This is a genomic window from Streptomyces sp. RLA131 (genome assembly GCF_056270125.1).
On sequence record NZ_JBWDOQ010000002.1, the window covers coordinates 7,590,354 to 7,606,232 of the forward strand.

Genomic DNA, 15,879 nt, shown 5'->3' on the forward strand with positions numbered 1-15,879 from the left:
GCCGACCATGACGCGGTCCTCTTTCCGGTCCGCCGCGTGCCCGTCAGGCCCGCTGCCCCTGCGGCTGCCGCTGCCCACTGTTTTTGCGCAGGCCGAGGCCGGCACCGAGGGCGACGACACCCATGCCGACCGAGGTGGCGATGCCCTGGGCGCCGTCGACGACGAAGGGGGCGGCGAGGGCGACGACGAGGTTGAACAGGAAGAGGAACCAGAGGACCGGCCGGGACGAGAGCAGCGACTTCATGAGTGGTTTCCTTTGCGTGGGGCCTGTGAACTTCTGAGATCAACGATCCCTTCCTCCGCCCGCCGCCACGAGGTAGTGCACTCCCGGACCGTGGTGTAGCCCGCTACACCACGGTTCGCGTGAACTGTCGTGTCGCAGCGGTCTCTTCGACCGGGTGAGGGTGCAGCGGCAGCTCGGTGACGACCTCGAAGCCGCCCTGGGGGCGGTGGCCCACGCGGAGGCGGCCACCGACGGAGAGGGCGCGCTCGCGCATGCCGGTGAGGCCGTAACCGGCGGCCGGAGCCGGGGCCGTGGTCGGGGCCGTGGCCGTGTCAGGGGAGGAGGACGCGGTCACGCTGGCGCCGTTGCTGACGGCGATGCGCAGCCGGTCGTGGGAGTAGGTGAGCCGTACCCCGGCCGTGCGGGTGGTGGCGTGCTTGGTGACGTTGGTGAGCCCCTCCTGCACGATGCGGTACGCCGTGAGATCCGTACCGGGGGACAGTGGCCGGGGCTCTCCTTCGGTGGTGACGGTGACCGCGAGTCCGGCGCTGTGGAACGAGGCGGCCAGGTCGGGGAGGCGCGCGAGTCCGGGGGCGGCGTCCGGTGGTTTCTCCGCGTCGTCGGCGTGGCGCAGCAGGCCGACGGTGGCCCTGAGTTCACGCACGGCCGAGGAGGTGGCGGCCGTGAGGTCGGCGACGATCCTCTCGGCCTCGTCGGGCCGGGTGCGCATGAGGCGGGCGACGGCGCCGGCCTGGATGTTGGCCAGGATGAGGTGGTGGGCGACGACGTCGTGCAGGTCGCGGGCGATGCGCAGGCGCTCCTCGGTGACGCGGTGCTGTGCGTCCTCCTCTTGCTCCTCCCGGGATCGTTGCGCGTGCTCGGCGCGCAGCCGGGCGATGGTGCCGAGGGAGATGGGCAGGAGCAGCCAGGCGGCGGTGCCGACGAGCTTGAGGACCAGCGGTTCGTCGGTGGGGCCGGCGAGCAGTGCCGTGCCCGTCAGCAGGGCGATGGCGGTGAAGGTGAAGGTGTTCGCGGTCTTCCGGCGGGTGCGGACGGCCGGGGAGTGGAGCGCGGCGGTGACGGCCGCGTCGACGGTACGGGGATGGCTGCGTGGATGCCGCTGGGAGCTGTTGGCCACGGGGTGGGTCCCTGTCTGCTGGTGACCGCGGTGGCGCGACGCGGCGGCCCGCGGGTCCCTGCCCGCCGGCTTCGGCCGGCGGGCAGGAACCCCGGACGCCCTGCTGCTGCCGGCTACCGCTGGTCGTCGAAGGTGACGACGACCTTCTCGGCGGCGCCCGGTGTCCTGGCGAGCAGGAAGGCGGACCCGACGTCGGAGAAGGGCAGACAGTGGCTGATCAGCTTCGCGAAGCGGTCCTGGTGCTCGGCGAGTTCGGGGGTCACCTCGAAGATCTCGGTGGGGTAGCCCTGGGACGCGACGAGGGTCAGCTCGCTGCGGAGCATGCCGCCGAGGTCGATGGCGTCGGACTTCTTCTGCACGGCCACCATGACCATGACGGCGTGCCACTTGGCCGAGGCCAGCACGGTGTTGAAGACCGCGGCGGCGCCCGCCGCGTCGATGTAGATGTCGGTGTCCGGGCGGGGCTGGCCCAGCGCGTTGGCGCCCTGGCCGTGCAGCTCGGTCAGCCGGGCCGTGACGTCCTCGGTGGCGGAGTTGATGACCGCGTCCGCCCCGACGGCGAGCGCGGTCTCCAGGCGGCTGGGGATGATGTCGACGACCACCACGTGCGCGACGCCGCGCAGCTTCAGCCAGATGGCGGCGCCCAGGCCGATCGGCCCGGCGCCGAACACCACGACCTTGTCCTCGGGCCCGGCCTCGGAGCGGTTGACGCAGTGGCGGGCGACCGCCATGGGCTCGTTGAGCGCGGCGATGTGCCAGGGCAGGGTGTCGGGGATGACCGCCACGCTCTCGCCGACCACGGCGTCCTGGATGAGCAGGTACTCGCGCATGCCGCCGAGCTCCCCGCCGCAGCCGATGATGCCGGAGGGGGCGCCCTGCGGGTTGACGACGACGCGGTCGCCCACCTTCAGGTCCGCGACCTCGGCGCCCACCTCGACGATCTCGCCGGCCGGCTCGTGCCCGAGCGGCAGCGGGATCATCGACCCGCCGGGGCCGAAGGGGATGCCGCCCATCTGCAGGAAGTGGGTGTCGGTGCCGCAGATGCCGCAGGCGCGGATCCGCAGCAGGACGTCCTTGGGGCCGGGCACGGGGCGTTCGATGTCCACCAGGTCGATCTTGTTCTGCTCGCCGGTCTGGACGGACTTCATCGTGGCCATGGGGAGACTCTTTCTTTCCGGAGCTGCTGGACAGAGGTGTTGCCAAGCTCGCGCGGGCCCTTGATCGCCCGGAACCGTGCCGTTTCCCCGTCCGCGGAGTGGGTGCTGTTTACTTAACTTAGGCAAGCGTATCTCCGTTACTTAAGTCAGGCAACATTTGTGGCTTACTTGACTAAGGCAAGTGGCTGTTACGGTGGTCGCATGTCCACACCGTCACCCGCAACGCCCTTCTCGCCGGACGTGATCGAGATCGAGCAGGCCCTCACCCGCGTCACGTACCTGGCGGGCCGGGCCCGGCAGCACGAGCGTCTGATGGCCGTGGCCGGACTGACGCTCGACCGGGCCGCCGCCGCGATCCTGCGGAACATCGCCGAGAGCGAGCCGTTGCGGCCCGGAGTGCTGGCGGTCCGGCTGTCCGTCGAGGCCTCCCACGTCAGCCGGCAACTGCGGCAGCTGGAGAAGGACGGCTACGTGGTCCGCGTCCCGGACCCGGACGACAGCCGTGCCCACCGCATCCAGCTCACCGAAGCCGGCCTGCGCGCGGTCGAGCGCATACGAGAGGCGAGCCGCCGGGGCCTGGAACTGGTCCTGGCGGACTGGTCGCCCGAGGACCTGCGGCAGATGGCCATGCTCTTCCATCGGCTGGTGGACGACTTCGTCACTCACGCCGAGGCGGCCATCGACATGGGGCCCTCCGTCTGACGAAGTCGCGGCCGCGCGCGGGCGGCCGTTCCCGCCGCCTGGCGACGGGCGGCGCCTCGTGGCCGTCGCGGACGATTTCCGGTGTCACCGAACTGCTCACCGCCACACGGGAGTCGCCCGGCGGCCAGTGGCTGACGTCGGCTCAGGAAGCGGGCGCGCGCGATGATCCGCGGGCGGATCGTCCCGGGGTGTAGCGGGCTACACCCCGCATTCGGGGGACCGCTACCTCGTGGTGGTGAGCGTGCGGCGGGATCGTAGCCGGCGGAGATCACATCGAGGAAGGGACTGTTCCCATGGCTGCGAACCGCCGACGTGGACGCCGTACTGCCGTCATAGCAACCGCCGTGGCCGCCGTCACGCTGACCGCCGGACTCGTCACCGGCTGCGACAACGTCGATGACTCACTGAGCTGCTTCCAGAACGCCGGCACGATCGCCGACAGCCTCAAGGCGATCCATGAGGCCGGCCTGGACGCCGCGAAGGACCCCACGCGGACCGACGAGTCCATCGACGCCATCGACGCCATCGACAAGAGCCTCGCAAAGATCGGCGACCGGACGGACAACGACAAGGTCAACAAGGCGGTCGACAAACTGGACAAGGCGATCGCGGACTACAACAAGGCGATCGTGAACGGCGACACCGACCCGGACGCGAGCAGGATCGACGAGGCGGCCGGCGAACTGACCGACCTCTGCGCGTCGTAACGCCGCCGCCGCTCACGCGGCAACCGTGCGGAACGGCCCGGCCGCCACCCTCCCGGCGCCACGCCCGCCCGCCGGAGCACCCGCCGGAGCACCCGCACGAGGCAGGCGCTCCGGCGGGCTGCGGTCAGCCGCGGACGAGCTTGTCGATCGCGCGCTCGATGTTCTGCCGGTCGGGCAGCCACTGCTGCTCCAGGTTCGGAGCGTAGGGCGAGGGAGTCGGGGCCGCCCCCACCCGCATCACCGGTGAACGCAGGCTGCCGAAGCCCTCCGAGGCGGCGACCGCGGCGATCTCGGCACCGATGCCGAAGTCGGTGACCGCCTCGTGGGCCACGAGCAGACGCCCGGTCCGTGACACCGACTCCAGGATCGTCGCCGTGTCGAGCGGAGCGACCGTTCGCAGATCGATGACCTCGACGTCGATCCCGCGCCCCGCCACGGCGTTCGCGGCCGCCAGGGCCTCGTGGACCATGCGCGAGACGCTCACCAGCGTCACGTCGCTTCCGGGGCGCACGATCCTGGCCTTCCCGAGCGGGACGACGTGGTCGGCCGGCGGGCGGGGCCCCTTGACCCCGTACAGGTGCCTGTTCTCGATGAACACCACGGGGTTGGGGTCGCGGATCGCGGCACGCAGCAGGCCGTAGGTGTCCGCCGGGGTCGACGGCATGACCACGGTCAGTCCCGGCACATGGGCCAGGAGCGCCTCCAGGCTCTGCGAGTGCTGACTGCCCGACGACCGGCCCGCTCCGAACTGCGTCCTGATGGTCAGGGCCATAGAGGCGTTCCCGCCGGTCATGAACCGCATCTTGGCCGCCTGGTTGTAGATCTGGTCGAAACAGACCCCCAGGAAGTCGAGATACATCAGCTCCACGACCGGCCGCATGCCCGCCATGGCCGCGCCCACCCCGAGCCCCATCACCGCGGTCTCGGAGATGGGCGTGTCCAGCAGGCGGTCGGGCCACCGCTCGTACAACCCCCGGGTGAGCGCGAACACGTTGCCGCCCTTGCCCACGTCGATGCCGGCGACGAACACCTCGGGATCGTTCTCGAGCTCGTACTCCAGGGCCAGCCGCACGGCGTCCATACCGCGGAACACCTGGGAGCTGTCGTCACCCGACCAGTCCGGTGTGTCCTTGCTCCGCACGGCCCTGGGGGCGTACAGGGACTCGGCGGGCACCGTGGCCTCGGGCAGCGGGGCCTTGCGGGCCGCGACGACGGCGGCTTCGACGCGCTCGCGGATCCCGGTGTCGACGGCGTCCAGGACGGCGTCGCCGATGCCGCGTGCGAGCAGCCGCGCGCGCGTGATCGCGACGGGATCGCGCTCGCTCTGCCACTCGGCCCGCTCGTCCTTGGACCTGTACCGCTCGGGGTCTCCCTCGTAGTGCCCGTGCCAGCGGTACGTCCGCGCCTCCACGAAGACCGGCCCCGCGCCGTCCCGGATCCGCTGGACGATCCCGGACATCGTGCCGATGACGGCCTCGACGTCGTTGCCGTCGACGTCCACGTAGTCGAGCCCGTATCCCGCGGCGCGCGTCCTGAGATCGACCGGATGCTGGTCGCCGGCGGGGGAGAACTCGGCGTACCCGTTGTTCTCGCAGAAGAAGACCACCGGCAGCTTCCAGAGGGACGCCAGATTGGCGGCCTCGTGGAAGGCGCCCTGGGCGACGGCGCCGTCGCCGAAGAACGACACGGTCACCAGCCGTTCCTTCCGGAGCCGGCCGGCCAGCGCGGCTCCGACGGCGATCGGCACGCCGGCCGCCACGATGCCGTTGGCGCCGAAGATTCCCAGGCCGGGGTCCGCTATGTGCATCGACCCGCCGAGACCGCCGTTGGTTCCCGTGGCCCGGCCGAAGAGCTCGGCCATCATGCCCTCCGGGGACAGCCCCTTCGCCAGCGTGTGGCCGTGCCCCCGGTGGTTCGAGGTGATCGTGTCCTTGGGGCCCAGTGGCCAGCAGGCGCCGACCGCCGTCGCCTCCTGACCGATCGACAGGTGGAGGAATCCGGGGATCTCCGTGTCGCGGTACAGCGCGGAGGCCCGCGTCTCGAACTCGCGGATCAGGGTGATCCGCCGGTACGCCTCCAGCAGTTGGTCGGTCGGCAGTTCCCCGTGCCCGGCGGTGCCGGACAGCTCCTGTCCGTCCGATGCCGTCGCGGTACGGGGCGGTGTGTCACGGAGTACGCGCTTGAGCACCTTGCCGGACGCGGTACGCGGCAGCAGGTCGACGAATGTGATCTCCTTGGGAGTCTTGTAGCCGGCCAGCCGCTCGCGGCAGTGGGCGACCAGTTCCTCCGAGGTGAGGTCACGACCGGGCTTGAGGACGACGAAGGCCCGGGGGACCTCGCCCCACTTCGGGTGGGGCACGGCGACCACGGCCGCTTCGAGGACCGCGTCGTGTTCGTAGACGACACGCTCCACCTCGGACGCCGACACGTTCTCCCCGCCGGAGACGATCATGTCCTTCTTGCGGTCGTCGATGTAGAGGTACCCGTCCTTGTCGAGGTGCCCGATGTCGCCCGTACGGAACCAGCCGTCGGCGGTGAAGGCCGCCGCCGTGGCCTCCGGGTCCTTCCAGTACCGCGAGACCACCTTCGGACCCCGCAGGAGGATCTCCCCGGACTGCCCGGCGTCGACCGGCGCGTCGTCCTCACCCAGCACCTTGACCCCGAGGTTCACCACCGGCTTGCCCACGGAGCCGATCTTCGTGAGCGTGTGGGCCTGGTCGAGGAACGTGTCGCCCGCCACCGTCTCGGTCAGCCCGTAGGCATCGGCGAACCGCGCGCGGGGAAACGCGGACAGGAGGCGCTCGATGAGCGTCAGGGGCATCTTCTCGCCGCCACCGATGACGAACCGGACGCTGGAGGTGTCGAACTCGCCGAGTCCGGGCTCCTGCAGGATCGCGTTGACCATCGCGGGCGCGAGCCAGATGTTCGTCGGCTTCTCGGCCGCGATCGCACCGAGCAGGTCGGGCACGTCGAAGCGCGGCAGGATCAGGAGACTGCCGCCGACCCACCAGGTGCCGATGCCCGGCAGGTCGAACGCGCCGACGTGGTAGAGCGGGCCGACCATGGCCGTCCGGTCCCGCTCGCTGATGCCGAACTCCGCGACGTGCGCGAGGGTCTTCCAGTAGAAGTTGCTGTACGTGATCGGCACACCCTTGGGATGCGAGGTCGTCCCGGAGGTGTACATGAGGCGGTGCAGATCCGCCTCGCCGACCTCGACGGCCGGCACGACGGCACTGCGCAGGCCCTCGACGAGCGACTCGTACGGCACCGTCGCCGCGCCCCCGTCATCCGCGCCGCCCCCGCCGACCATCACGACCGTCCACGAGGAGGACGACGGCCGGCGCTCGCCGATCGCCAGGACCGGGCCGGCGTAGGCGTGCTCGGTGACGACGACGGTCGCTCCGGCATGGCCCAGGATGTAGTCCAGTTCCGGCTCGGCGAGCCGGACGTTGAGCGGCAGGAAGGCGGCACCGAGACGGTTCGCCGCCAGCGCGGTCTCCAGGTACTCGGGGCGATTGCTCAGGAGTATCGCCACGATGTCGCCCTTCCCGACACCGGTCTCGCGCAGGGCGGCGGCGAGCGCGTTCACCCGCTCGTACAGGCCTTGGTGAGTCAGCCTGGTGTCACGGAAGATCACCGCGTCCGTGTCCGGTGAACGGTCGGCGTTACGGTCCAACGCCTGGGAAAGGTTGAACATGGCTCACGCTCCTCCTATCGCGACCGGTAGCCGCAGCCAACCCGCACTGGTAGTGCCGTCCGCCATGGCCTCGAATCCATGGGTGACGATGTCCTCTAGTCCGATGGCGGGCGCGAACAGCCACCCCACGTCCAGCTTTCCTGTCTCCAGCAGTCTCAGCACCGCTTCGTGGTCGTGCCGGTAGCCGAGCGAGCCGATGACCTCACGCTCGAAGTACACCAGGCGGTCCGCGCGGATGGCCGACGGCTCGTGGGCCAGCCCGCAGATGACCACCCGGCCACCGCGCCGTGACAGTTCGACGCTGACCGGCAGCACGGACTCCCGCCCGGTGCAGTCGAGAACGAGGTCGCCGCCGCGACCCTCCGTCAGTGAGAGGACCGCGGAGCGAAGTTCGGCACCGGGCGCGAGCACGTCGGTCGCGCCCGCCCGGCGGGCGGCTTCGGCGCGCGTCGCCGAGGCCTCGACGCCGATGACCCGGCCCGCTCCGATCGCGGACGCGATGAGGGTGACGGCCGCGCCGACCATGCCGAAGCCGACGACGACCACGGTCTCGCCGGCACTGAACCGTCCTCGGCGCAGTCCGTGCAGGCCGACTGCCAAAGGCTCGACGACGGACGCGGACGCGTCGTCGACCCCGTCCGGCACCCGGTGCAGGGTGTAGTCGGGGACTTTGAGGTAGTCCGCGAACGCCCCGTCGGCGTGCAGGCCCACGGACCCGCCCGACGAGCAGATGTTGTACTCCCCGCGACGGCACCAGAAGCAGGTGCCGCACCGCAGGCACGCGTCGCCGCACACCCGGTCGCCGACGGACAGGGCCTCCACGGCCGCCCCCTTGGCGACCACCCTCCCGACGAACTCGTGACCGAGGGTGACGGGAGCGAGCTTGCCGGACAGGCGGTGCGGACGGCGTACCGGTATGACATGCGGACCGTCGCGGTACTCGGCGAGGTCGGAGGCGCAGATGCACGCCATGTCGACCGCGACCAGCACCTCGTCCGGCGCCGGCTCCTCGGGGACGGGGACGTCCTCGACACGGATGTCTCTCGCTCCGTGCCAGACGGCCGCTCTCATGGTCCTGCTCAGTGTCCCGCTCGGGGCGTTGCTCATGGTCTTGCTCACCTCGGACTCCTTTGTCCTTCCGTCAGGCTCTCGGCGGGCAGGTCACGGTCACAGCAGTGAATATCCGCCGTCGACCGTGATCGTCGTTCCTGTCACATAGGCCGAGGACTCCGAGGCCAGGAAGAGATAGACGCCGGGAAGATCGGCGGGGCCGCCCCAACGGCGCAGCGCCGTGTGCGCCACGATGCCGCTGTCACGCTCCGCGTCGCGGCGCCAGTGGGCTCCCAGCCCGGTGTCGAACCATCCGAGCGCCACCGTGTTGACGGTGATCCCCCGTGGTCCGAGCTCCTGCGCCAGGGCCCCCACGAGGGAGCTGGCGCCGCCCTTCGAGGCGGAGTAGGCGGCCAGGCCGCCCCGTGGCCGGTCGCCCAGTACGGAGCCCGTCACGATGATCCGGCCACCGGGCCCCATCACCGCCGCGCCCGCACGGGCCCCGAGAAACGTCCCGGTCAGGTTCACGTCGACGATCTCCCGCCAGGCGTCGGCCGTGGTCTCCGTGACCGCCGCGACCCCGGGGGAGACCCCGGCGTTGCAGATCCACGCGTCCACTCCGCCGAAGCGTTCCAGCATGCGTGCGGCGACGAACTCGTTGAACTCCTCGTCACGCACGTCCCCCGCACACACCAGCGGGTCGCCCCGGAGCGAGTCGGCCACCTCCTTGAGGGCGTCCTCGGAGCGTGCCACCAGTGCCAGCTCCGCCCCCGCGGCGTCGAAGGCCGTCGCGAGGATCCGTCCCAGGCCGCGCCCGGCCCCGGTGATCACCACACGTCGGCCCGAGACGTCGGCGTGCTCCGTACGCATTCGCGTTTCCCCCTCCATTCGCGTCAGCAACCCAGCTCTCGAGCGATCACCAGGTGCTGGATCTCGTTGGTTCCCTCGCCGATCTCGAGCACCTTCGCGTCGCAGTAGAAGCGCGCGACCGGGCTTTCGAGCATGTAGCCGGTACCGCCGAAGATCTGCACCGCCTCACTGGTCACCGAGGTCGCGACCCGGCTGGCCTTGAGCTTCGCCATGGCCGCCGCCTTCCTGAACGGCTTGCCGGCGTCGCGCAGCGAGGCCGCGTAGTAGGTCAGCCACCTGGCCGCCTCGATCTCGGTCGCCATGTCGGCGAGTTTGAACTGGATGGCCTGGAAGCTCGAGATCTTCGCCCCGAACTGCTCGCGCTGCTTGGCGTACTCCAGGGCCAGTCGCAGCGCGCCCTCGGCAGTGCCGAGCGACAGTGCCGCGACGGAGATCCGTCCTACCTCCAGCGCACCGAGGAACTGCTGAAGACCGGCTCCCGGCTCGCCCACGACCTGGTCGTCGGAAACCCACACATCGTCGAAGAACAACTCCCGGGTGTCGAGTCCGTGCCATCCGATACCCCGGAGCTTCTTGCCCTCGGTGTAGCCCTTGGCCCCGCGCTCGACGATGAAGCTTCCGAAGCGCGGTCTGCCGTCGGCGTCCTCCCCGGTGCGGGCGAGGACCGTCACGCCGAAACTCATGTCGGTGCCCGCGTTGGAGATGAACGCCTTCTGGCCGTTCAGCACCCAGCCGTCCGACACCCGCGTGGCCCTGGTCCGCAGCGACCGTACGTCGGAGCCGGCGCCCGGCTCGGTCAGCCCGAACGCGCCCAGAGCGGTGCCCTCGGCCAGCGGGCGCAGCCATCGTTCGCGCTGGTCGTCCGAGCCGAAGAGCAGCAGCGGCAGGCTGCCGATGGTGGAGTGCGCCTGCCAGGCCGCCGCGATCGACGGGTCGATGGCGGCCAGGGCCTCCAGCAGGCCGACGTAGCCGACCGTGGACGTGTCGATCCCGCCCCACTTCTCGGGCACCAGCGCCCCGAGCAGCCCCAGTTCGCCCAGGCCCCGCAGGACCTCGGTGGGGCAGCGCTCCTCGTGCCATGCCTGTGCCGCGATCGGGGCGATCTCCCGCTCCGCATAGGTACGTCCGAGGTCGAGCAGCTCGCGTTCGGGCTCGGTGAGTGTGAAATCCATGCCTCTCCTGCCTGGCAGTGAGTGTTGACCGGTCGGTACATTAAACGTGGGAAGCGTAGCGCGCACAACCAGGGAGGCACAGACGTGACCAGCACTTCGGACTCGGCCAGGGTGAGACTCGACCCGCACCCCGCTGACGGGCGGCTCGCCGTCCTGCGGATCGAACGGCCTCCGGTGAACGCGCTCGACCAGGCCATGTGGGATCTCTTCGCGACCGTGACGGCGGCGCTGCACGCCGGCACGGCGTACCGGGCGGTCGTGATCACCGGAGGGTCCGAGCACTTCGCGGCCGGTGCCGACGTGAAGGAGATGCTGGGGCTGACCGCCGACGAGTTCCACCGGCGGAACCGGGTGCTCCAACAGGCGTTCCACGCTCTGGCGACCGCACCACAGATCACCGTCGCGGCGATCAACGGCTATGCGCTGGGCGGTGGTTGCGAGCTGGCACTCGCCGCCGACTTCCGGATCGCCGGCCGTGGCGCCGTCGTCGGCCTGCCCGAGATCACCCTCGGGATCATGCCCGGTTCCGGCGGGACGCAACGGCTCACGCGGGTCGTCGGACCGGCCAGGGCGAAGGATCTCATTCTCTCCGGCCGCCTCGTGCCCGCCGAGGAGGCCCTTCGGATCGGCCTCGTCGACCGGGTTGTCGACGACGCCGACGTATACGACGCCGCTGTCGAGCGGGGACTCGCGTACGCGCGCGGACCCCTCGCCCTCAGGTACGCCAAGCAGGCCATCGACGCGGGTTGCGAGCTGCCGATCGAGGAGGGGCTGACCCTGGAGGCCGAGCTGATCACCACCTGCTTCGCGAGCGAGGACGGGCAGCACGGGTTGCGCAGTTTCGTGGAGAAGGGCCCGCGCAAGGCGACGTTCCGGGGTCGGTGACCGGCAGAACCATTGCGTGTATGGACCGGTCGATCTAATGTTTGCCGGGCCTGGAGCGACAATGGAGTACGACAGGAGTCACACATGAGCGAGTACAGCTTCGAAGGGCGCGTCGCGGTCGTCACCGGCGCGGGCCGCGGCCTCGGCCGGGCCTACGCCCGTCTCCTGGCGGAGCGGGGGGCGAAGGTCGTCGTCAACGACCTCGGCGGATCGATGGAGGGCGAGGGTGCCGACACCGGGCCCGCGCAGTCGGTCGTCGAGGAGATCGTCGCGGCCGGCGGCGAGGCCGTGGCCGACACCCACGACGTCTCCACGCCGGCGGGCGGCCAGGCGATCATCGACACCGCGCTCGACCACTTCGACCGGATCGACATCCTCGTCAACAACGCCGGGATCATCAGGTGGGCCGGCCTGCCGGAGGTCGATCTGGACGATCTCGAAGCCCACCTCGACGTTCACCTCATCGGTTCGTTCAACACCACACGGGCCGCCTGGCCCTACTTCGTCGAGCAGGGGTACGGCCGGGTGGTGCTGACGACGTCGAGCGGCCTGTTCGGCTTCGACAACAACCTGTCGTACGCGGCGGCGAAGGGCGGCGTGATCGGGATGGCCCGCAGTGCCAGGCTGGCCGGCGAGCCGCACGGGATCAAGGTCAACCTGATCGCACCGGCGGCGCAGACGCGGATGGCGGGCGGCGCTCCGCTGGCCGACGACGCGCAGCCCGTCCCCGGCCAGCCGTACATGCCTGCGGACGCGGTGGCACCCATGGTCGCCTACCTCGCCCATGAGAGCTGCCCGGTCAACGGGGAGATCTACACGGCCGGGGCCGGTCGCTTCGGGCGGATCTTCATCGCCTCGACCGAGGGCTATCCGCACCTGGACGGTCCGGCCACGATCGAGGACGTCGCCAAGAACTGGGACGCGATCAACGACGAGACGGGCTACTCCGTGCCCACCGACCTGATGTCCTGGTCCGGCGCGTTCCTGAAGCACCAGTTCGCGCAGAGCGCGGATTCCGCGACCACGTAAGCGGTGCCGGTATGCCGAAAACCGCTCGCCGGCGGCTCCTCGTGGGGAGTTCGCGGCGAGCGGTTTCGGTATGTTACCGGTTCACACGGTTCGGACGGTTCGGACGGTGCGGACGGTTCACGCGGTTCACGCGGTTCAGACCTGGGAATCGGCCCGGGAAGCGGCCTGGGAGTCACTCGCCGCGCTGCGCAGCGCCCGGAGAACGGAGCGACCGCTCTCCAGCTCCGACTCGGCCGCCGCCTGGTCGACGGGCTCGTCCACGATCCCGTTGAAGAAGATCTCGCAGTAGAAGCGGGAGAGTTCCTCGACCTCCAGGTTCCTGCGGCTGGCGATCCACTGGTACGTGTAGTTGTGCAGGTTGAGGAACGCGAGCGTCGTCAGCTCCAGATCCTGCACCCGCAGCAGCCCCTGGCGCTGCCCGTCGGCGAGCACGTAGCGGATGTTGGACTCGAAGCGATGCCGCTTGTCACGGAACAGCACGAGGTACTCGCCCTGCAGCTGGCGGTACTCGTGGAGGAAGACCCACACGTGATCCTGCCGGTTGACGATCTGCCAGAGCAGTGACTCCGACAGCAGCCGCAGGCGGGCCTGGAAGCTCAGGTCGAGTTCGACGATCGCCGAGGCTTCCGTGAGCAGCGGATCCATGACGCGGTCGTGGATCTCGGCGAGCAGCGCTTCCTTGGAGCCGATGTAGTAGTAGAGCGCCCCACGGGCCAGTCCGGCGGCCTCACCGATGTCCGCCACGCCCGTGCCGGTGTACCCGTTCTTGGAGAACAACTCGACAGCGAGATCCACCACATGCTCTCGCATGCGGTAGTAGCGCTTGGTCTTGCCGCGCTCCTTCCGTGTTGTGGGCATCTCACCGATCCTTGAAACCTGGTCTGCCGTCACGCGAGATGCCACGTCAGGCGTCGCGGGAAGTCTGTGATATTCGCGTCACGATACACGAACTGTGGGTGTCCTCCCGTGGGAGAACGTGGGGAAAAGCCGCTTCGGCGCAGATCGGACACGCGGCCCGACCTGCACCGAACGAGGTGGCCCCCCCCCGTGCGCCGTCCGTCCCTGTCAGACGGTCGCGACCGGCGTGAGCGGGCTCCCCTGGGTTCCGGGAAGGTTCAGCGGGGGAGCCGTGAGCAGGAACCGGCTGCGGTTGTGTTCGCGCAGCCAGGCCGCGAGGTCGTTGAGGTACCACAGCTCGCCGAGCGGGACGCCGAGCTTGAACAGGCAGAGGTTGTGGATCGGGAGCAGCGTGTGCCGTTCCTGGGGCATCTCCTTGACGCCGACCCCCTCGACCGCGTAGTTGTCCGCGACCAGGGCCGAGATCCGCGACTCGGCGATCCACTCCAGGAGTGCCGGGTCGTGCGCGTCCAGGTAGGAGGCCGTGGTGTGGATGGCCACCGGGTCCGGGTTCTTCTCCCAGGCCAGGACCTGGGTGGCGAAGCCGGTGTGCAGCAGGAGCATGTCACCGGGCTCGACGACGACGTTGTCCGCCGCCATGATCTCCTTGAGCGTCTTGAGGTTGACCGCCTGCCAGCCGGTGCCCAGGTGATGGGCCAGGTCGACCAGGACACCCCGTCCCTGGACCCCGTGCGCCGCCATGTGCTCCAGGCCGAGGTGGCGGGCGAAGCTGAGACTGCCGCTGCCGTCCCCCTTGGCGTCCTCCTGCGGTCCGACGATGTCGGTGCCGGGCCGGTACCCGTTGTAGAAGACCGGCTCGTCGACCCCGTCGCCGTCCGCGTCGAACTCGGCGCCCTGATGGGCGAGGGAGTCCCACTGCGTCGAGTACTGGAGCCAGAGGGTCACCACGTCGTCGGACCACACGTCGATCAGGGGAGGCGCGATCTGCTCGCGCGCCACGACGTTGTAGAAGACGTCCTGCTTGTGCGCCAGGTCCTCGGTCGGCCTGAGGATGGGCGGGTAACGCCGCTGGTTCAGGGCCGTCCCGCCGGGATAGTCGAGGGGCAGGCTCAGGCTGAAGCTGATTCCGTGCTCGACCTCGCGCACCCCCTCAAGGACCTTCTGCGGGGTGAGCAGGTTGATGCGCCCCAGTTCGTCGTCCTCGCCCCAATCGCCCCACGTCGAGCCCGGCGGACGCTGATTCCAACGCTTCGTCATGGTTACTCCTCCTCCTGGCGACAGTCCTCGTTGACGGCCGTCAGTATGCTATTGAGATTGTACTGATCGGTCAATGAATCTGGGGCGGGTGGGTGCGCGGAGGTCAGTAGTGGCGAGGATCGCACAGCATCCCGCACACCCCCTCCCCTTGTGCTCGGTCTGGCAATAGACTGACCGGTCGAAACATACTGACCTTGGAGAGACAAATGAGCGAAACCACACAGGCGTGGGTCGCGGCCGGTGTGCGCGGCGTCATCGGCGCGCACACCCAGGCGCAGGACGCCGGCAACACCGACGACGTCGTCGCGCTGTACGCGCCCGACGGAGTTCTCGAACTCCCCGGCATGGACCCCGTCGAGGGACACGACGCGCTCCGCGAGGTCTTCAAGGGATGGGCGCCGACGCTGCCGCAGCTGCACCTCGTGGCCAACACCGTCATCACCTCGTCGACCGAGGACGAGGCGACCGCGGTGAGTGACGTGGTCTTCCTCCAGCGCGGTGAGTCGGGATGGGCGCCGCAGGTCGCCGGGCGCTACGTCGACACCCTGCGCCGGCTCGACGGCGCGTGGCGGTTCCAGCGCCGGGTCACGACCTACCAGGCGTAGGCCGCGAGCAGCCCGACCGGTCAGGAACACCCGGCCGCGTTCCGCAGGAGAGCGGGCCGTCCACTCAACCCCTGGAGAGAGATGAGCACATCCATCGAGGCGTCGGTCGCAGCGGGCGTGCACGCCGCCATCGCCGCCTACTCGCATGCGCTGGACGCCGGACGAACCGATGACATCGTCGAGCTGTTCCGGCCCGACGGTGTCGCCGAGATAGCCGGCTTCGGCGTCTTCGAGGGCCACGACGCGATCCGCGAGGGTTACGCCGCCTTCGCGCCGGCACAGCCGCAGCTGCACCTCGTGGCCAACACCGTCATCACCTCGTGGACCGAGAAGGAGGCGACGGCCGTCAGTAACCTGGCGTTCCTCCAGCGCGGCGAGGCGGGCTGGGCGGTGCAGCTCGTCGGACGCTACGACGACACACTGACCGGTGACGACGCCGGGTGGCGGTTCCGGCGCAGGGTCACGACCTTCCTGCCGTAGGAGCCGGGACCTGGAGCGCACGGGCCTCGTCGGGACGATCGACCGCCCC

The 15,879-nt window shown here is 70.0% G+C and carries 15 protein-coding genes; 6 read left to right on the top strand and 9 right to left on the bottom strand.

Annotated features, from left to right (window positions below; translation table 11 throughout):
• Positions 1–43: 43 nt before the first annotated feature.
• The 3 genes from RWE79_RS35350 to RWE79_RS35360 all read right to left on the bottom strand — a co-directional run bounded on the left by RWE79_RS35350 (position 44) and on the right by RWE79_RS35360 (position 2,518).
• Positions 44–244: a hypothetical protein gene (locus RWE79_RS35350; RefSeq protein ID WP_475944228.1), complete on the bottom strand. Its 201-nt coding sequence runs from the start codon at positions 242–244 to the stop codon at positions 44–46.
• Between the two features lie 103 nt (positions 245–347).
• Positions 348–1,361: a sensor histidine kinase gene (locus tag RWE79_RS35355; RefSeq protein WP_475944230.1), complete on the bottom strand. Its 1,014-nt coding sequence runs from the start codon at positions 1,359–1,361 to the stop codon at positions 348–350.
• 113 nt (positions 1,362–1,474) lie between these two features.
• The gene (locus tag RWE79_RS35360) at positions 1,475–2,518 is read right to left on the bottom strand and encodes a zinc-dependent alcohol dehydrogenase (RefSeq protein WP_475944232.1); all 1,044 of its coding nucleotides are present in this window, start codon (positions 2,516–2,518) and stop codon (positions 1,475–1,477) included.
• A gap of 201 nt (positions 2,519–2,719) precedes the next feature.
• On the opposite strand from RWE79_RS35360, the gene RWE79_RS35365 reads away from it, so the two are divergent.
• Both RWE79_RS35365 and RWE79_RS35370 read left to right on the top strand, forming a co-directional pair.
• The gene (locus RWE79_RS35365; protein ID WP_475944234.1) at positions 2,720–3,220 is read left to right on the top strand and encodes a MarR family winged helix-turn-helix transcriptional regulator; all 501 of its coding nucleotides are present in this window, start codon (positions 2,720–2,722) and stop codon (positions 3,218–3,220) included.
• A 344-nt stretch (positions 3,221–3,564) separates the two neighbouring features.
• Entirely contained in the window at positions 3,565–3,927 is a 363-nt protein-coding gene (locus RWE79_RS35370; protein WP_475944236.1) for a hypothetical protein, read from the top strand.
• A 124-nt stretch (positions 3,928–4,051) separates the two neighbouring features.
• Here RWE79_RS35370 and RWE79_RS35375 read toward each other — a convergent pair whose 3' ends face one another.
• The 4 genes from RWE79_RS35375 to RWE79_RS35390 are packed head-to-tail and all read right to left on the bottom strand — an operon-like array spanning position 4,052 to position 10,716.
• Positions 4,052–7,624: a pyruvate dehydrogenase complex E1 component subunit beta gene (locus RWE79_RS35375; RefSeq protein WP_475944238.1), complete on the bottom strand. Its 3,573-nt coding sequence runs from the start codon at positions 7,622–7,624 to the stop codon at positions 4,052–4,054.
• 3 nt (positions 7,625–7,627) lie between these two features.
• Positions 7,628–8,743, bottom strand: coding sequence for a zinc-binding dehydrogenase (locus RWE79_RS35380; protein ID WP_475944240.1), 1,116 nt, complete (start codon positions 8,741–8,743; stop codon positions 7,628–7,630).
• Between the two features lie 48 nt (positions 8,744–8,791).
• A complete protein-coding gene (locus tag RWE79_RS35385; protein WP_475944242.1) occupies positions 8,792–9,544 on the bottom strand; it encodes an SDR family NAD(P)-dependent oxidoreductase in 753 nt (250 codons plus the stop codon).
• Between the two features lie 23 nt (positions 9,545–9,567).
• Positions 9,568–10,716, bottom strand: coding sequence for an acyl-CoA dehydrogenase family protein (locus RWE79_RS35390; protein WP_475944244.1), 1,149 nt, complete (start codon positions 10,714–10,716; stop codon positions 9,568–9,570).
• An 84-nt stretch (positions 10,717–10,800) separates the two neighbouring features.
• Between RWE79_RS35390 and RWE79_RS35395 the strand changes: the two genes are divergently transcribed.
• Together RWE79_RS35395 and RWE79_RS35400 are read left to right on the top strand one after the other, a co-directional pair.
• Positions 10,801–11,601, top strand: coding sequence for an enoyl-CoA hydratase/isomerase family protein (locus RWE79_RS35395; protein ID WP_475944246.1), 801 nt, complete (start codon positions 10,801–10,803; stop codon positions 11,599–11,601).
• A gap of 84 nt (positions 11,602–11,685) precedes the next feature.
• Positions 11,686–12,630, top strand: coding sequence for an SDR family NAD(P)-dependent oxidoreductase (locus tag RWE79_RS35400; RefSeq protein ID WP_475944248.1), 945 nt, complete (start codon positions 11,686–11,688; stop codon positions 12,628–12,630).
• A 135-nt stretch (positions 12,631–12,765) separates the two neighbouring features.
• Here RWE79_RS35400 and RWE79_RS35405 read toward each other — a convergent pair whose 3' ends face one another.
• Both RWE79_RS35405 and RWE79_RS35410 read right to left on the bottom strand, forming a co-directional pair.
• Positions 12,766–13,488 carry a TetR/AcrR family transcriptional regulator gene (locus RWE79_RS35405; RefSeq protein WP_475944250.1) on the bottom strand — a complete coding sequence of 241 codons (723 nt, stop codon included), beginning with the start codon at positions 13,486–13,488 and terminating at the stop codon, positions 12,766–12,768.
• 207 nt (positions 13,489–13,695) lie between these two features.
• Complete coding sequence (locus tag RWE79_RS35410) at positions 13,696–14,745, bottom strand: cyclase family protein (RefSeq protein ID WP_475944252.1); 1,050 nt, start codon at positions 14,743–14,745, stop codon at positions 13,696–13,698.
• A 206-nt stretch (positions 14,746–14,951) separates the two neighbouring features.
• Here RWE79_RS35410 and RWE79_RS35415 point away from each other — a divergent pair, with 206 nt between their 5' ends.
• The gene (locus tag RWE79_RS35415; protein ID WP_475944254.1) at positions 14,952–15,350 is read left to right on the top strand and encodes a YybH family protein; all 399 of its coding nucleotides are present in this window, start codon (positions 14,952–14,954) and stop codon (positions 15,348–15,350) included.
• Between the two features lie 81 nt (positions 15,351–15,431).
• A complete protein-coding gene (locus RWE79_RS35420; protein WP_475944256.1) occupies positions 15,432–15,830 on the top strand; it encodes a nuclear transport factor 2 family protein in 399 nt (132 codons plus the stop codon).
• The last annotated feature ends 49 nt before the right edge of the window (positions 15,831–15,879 follow it).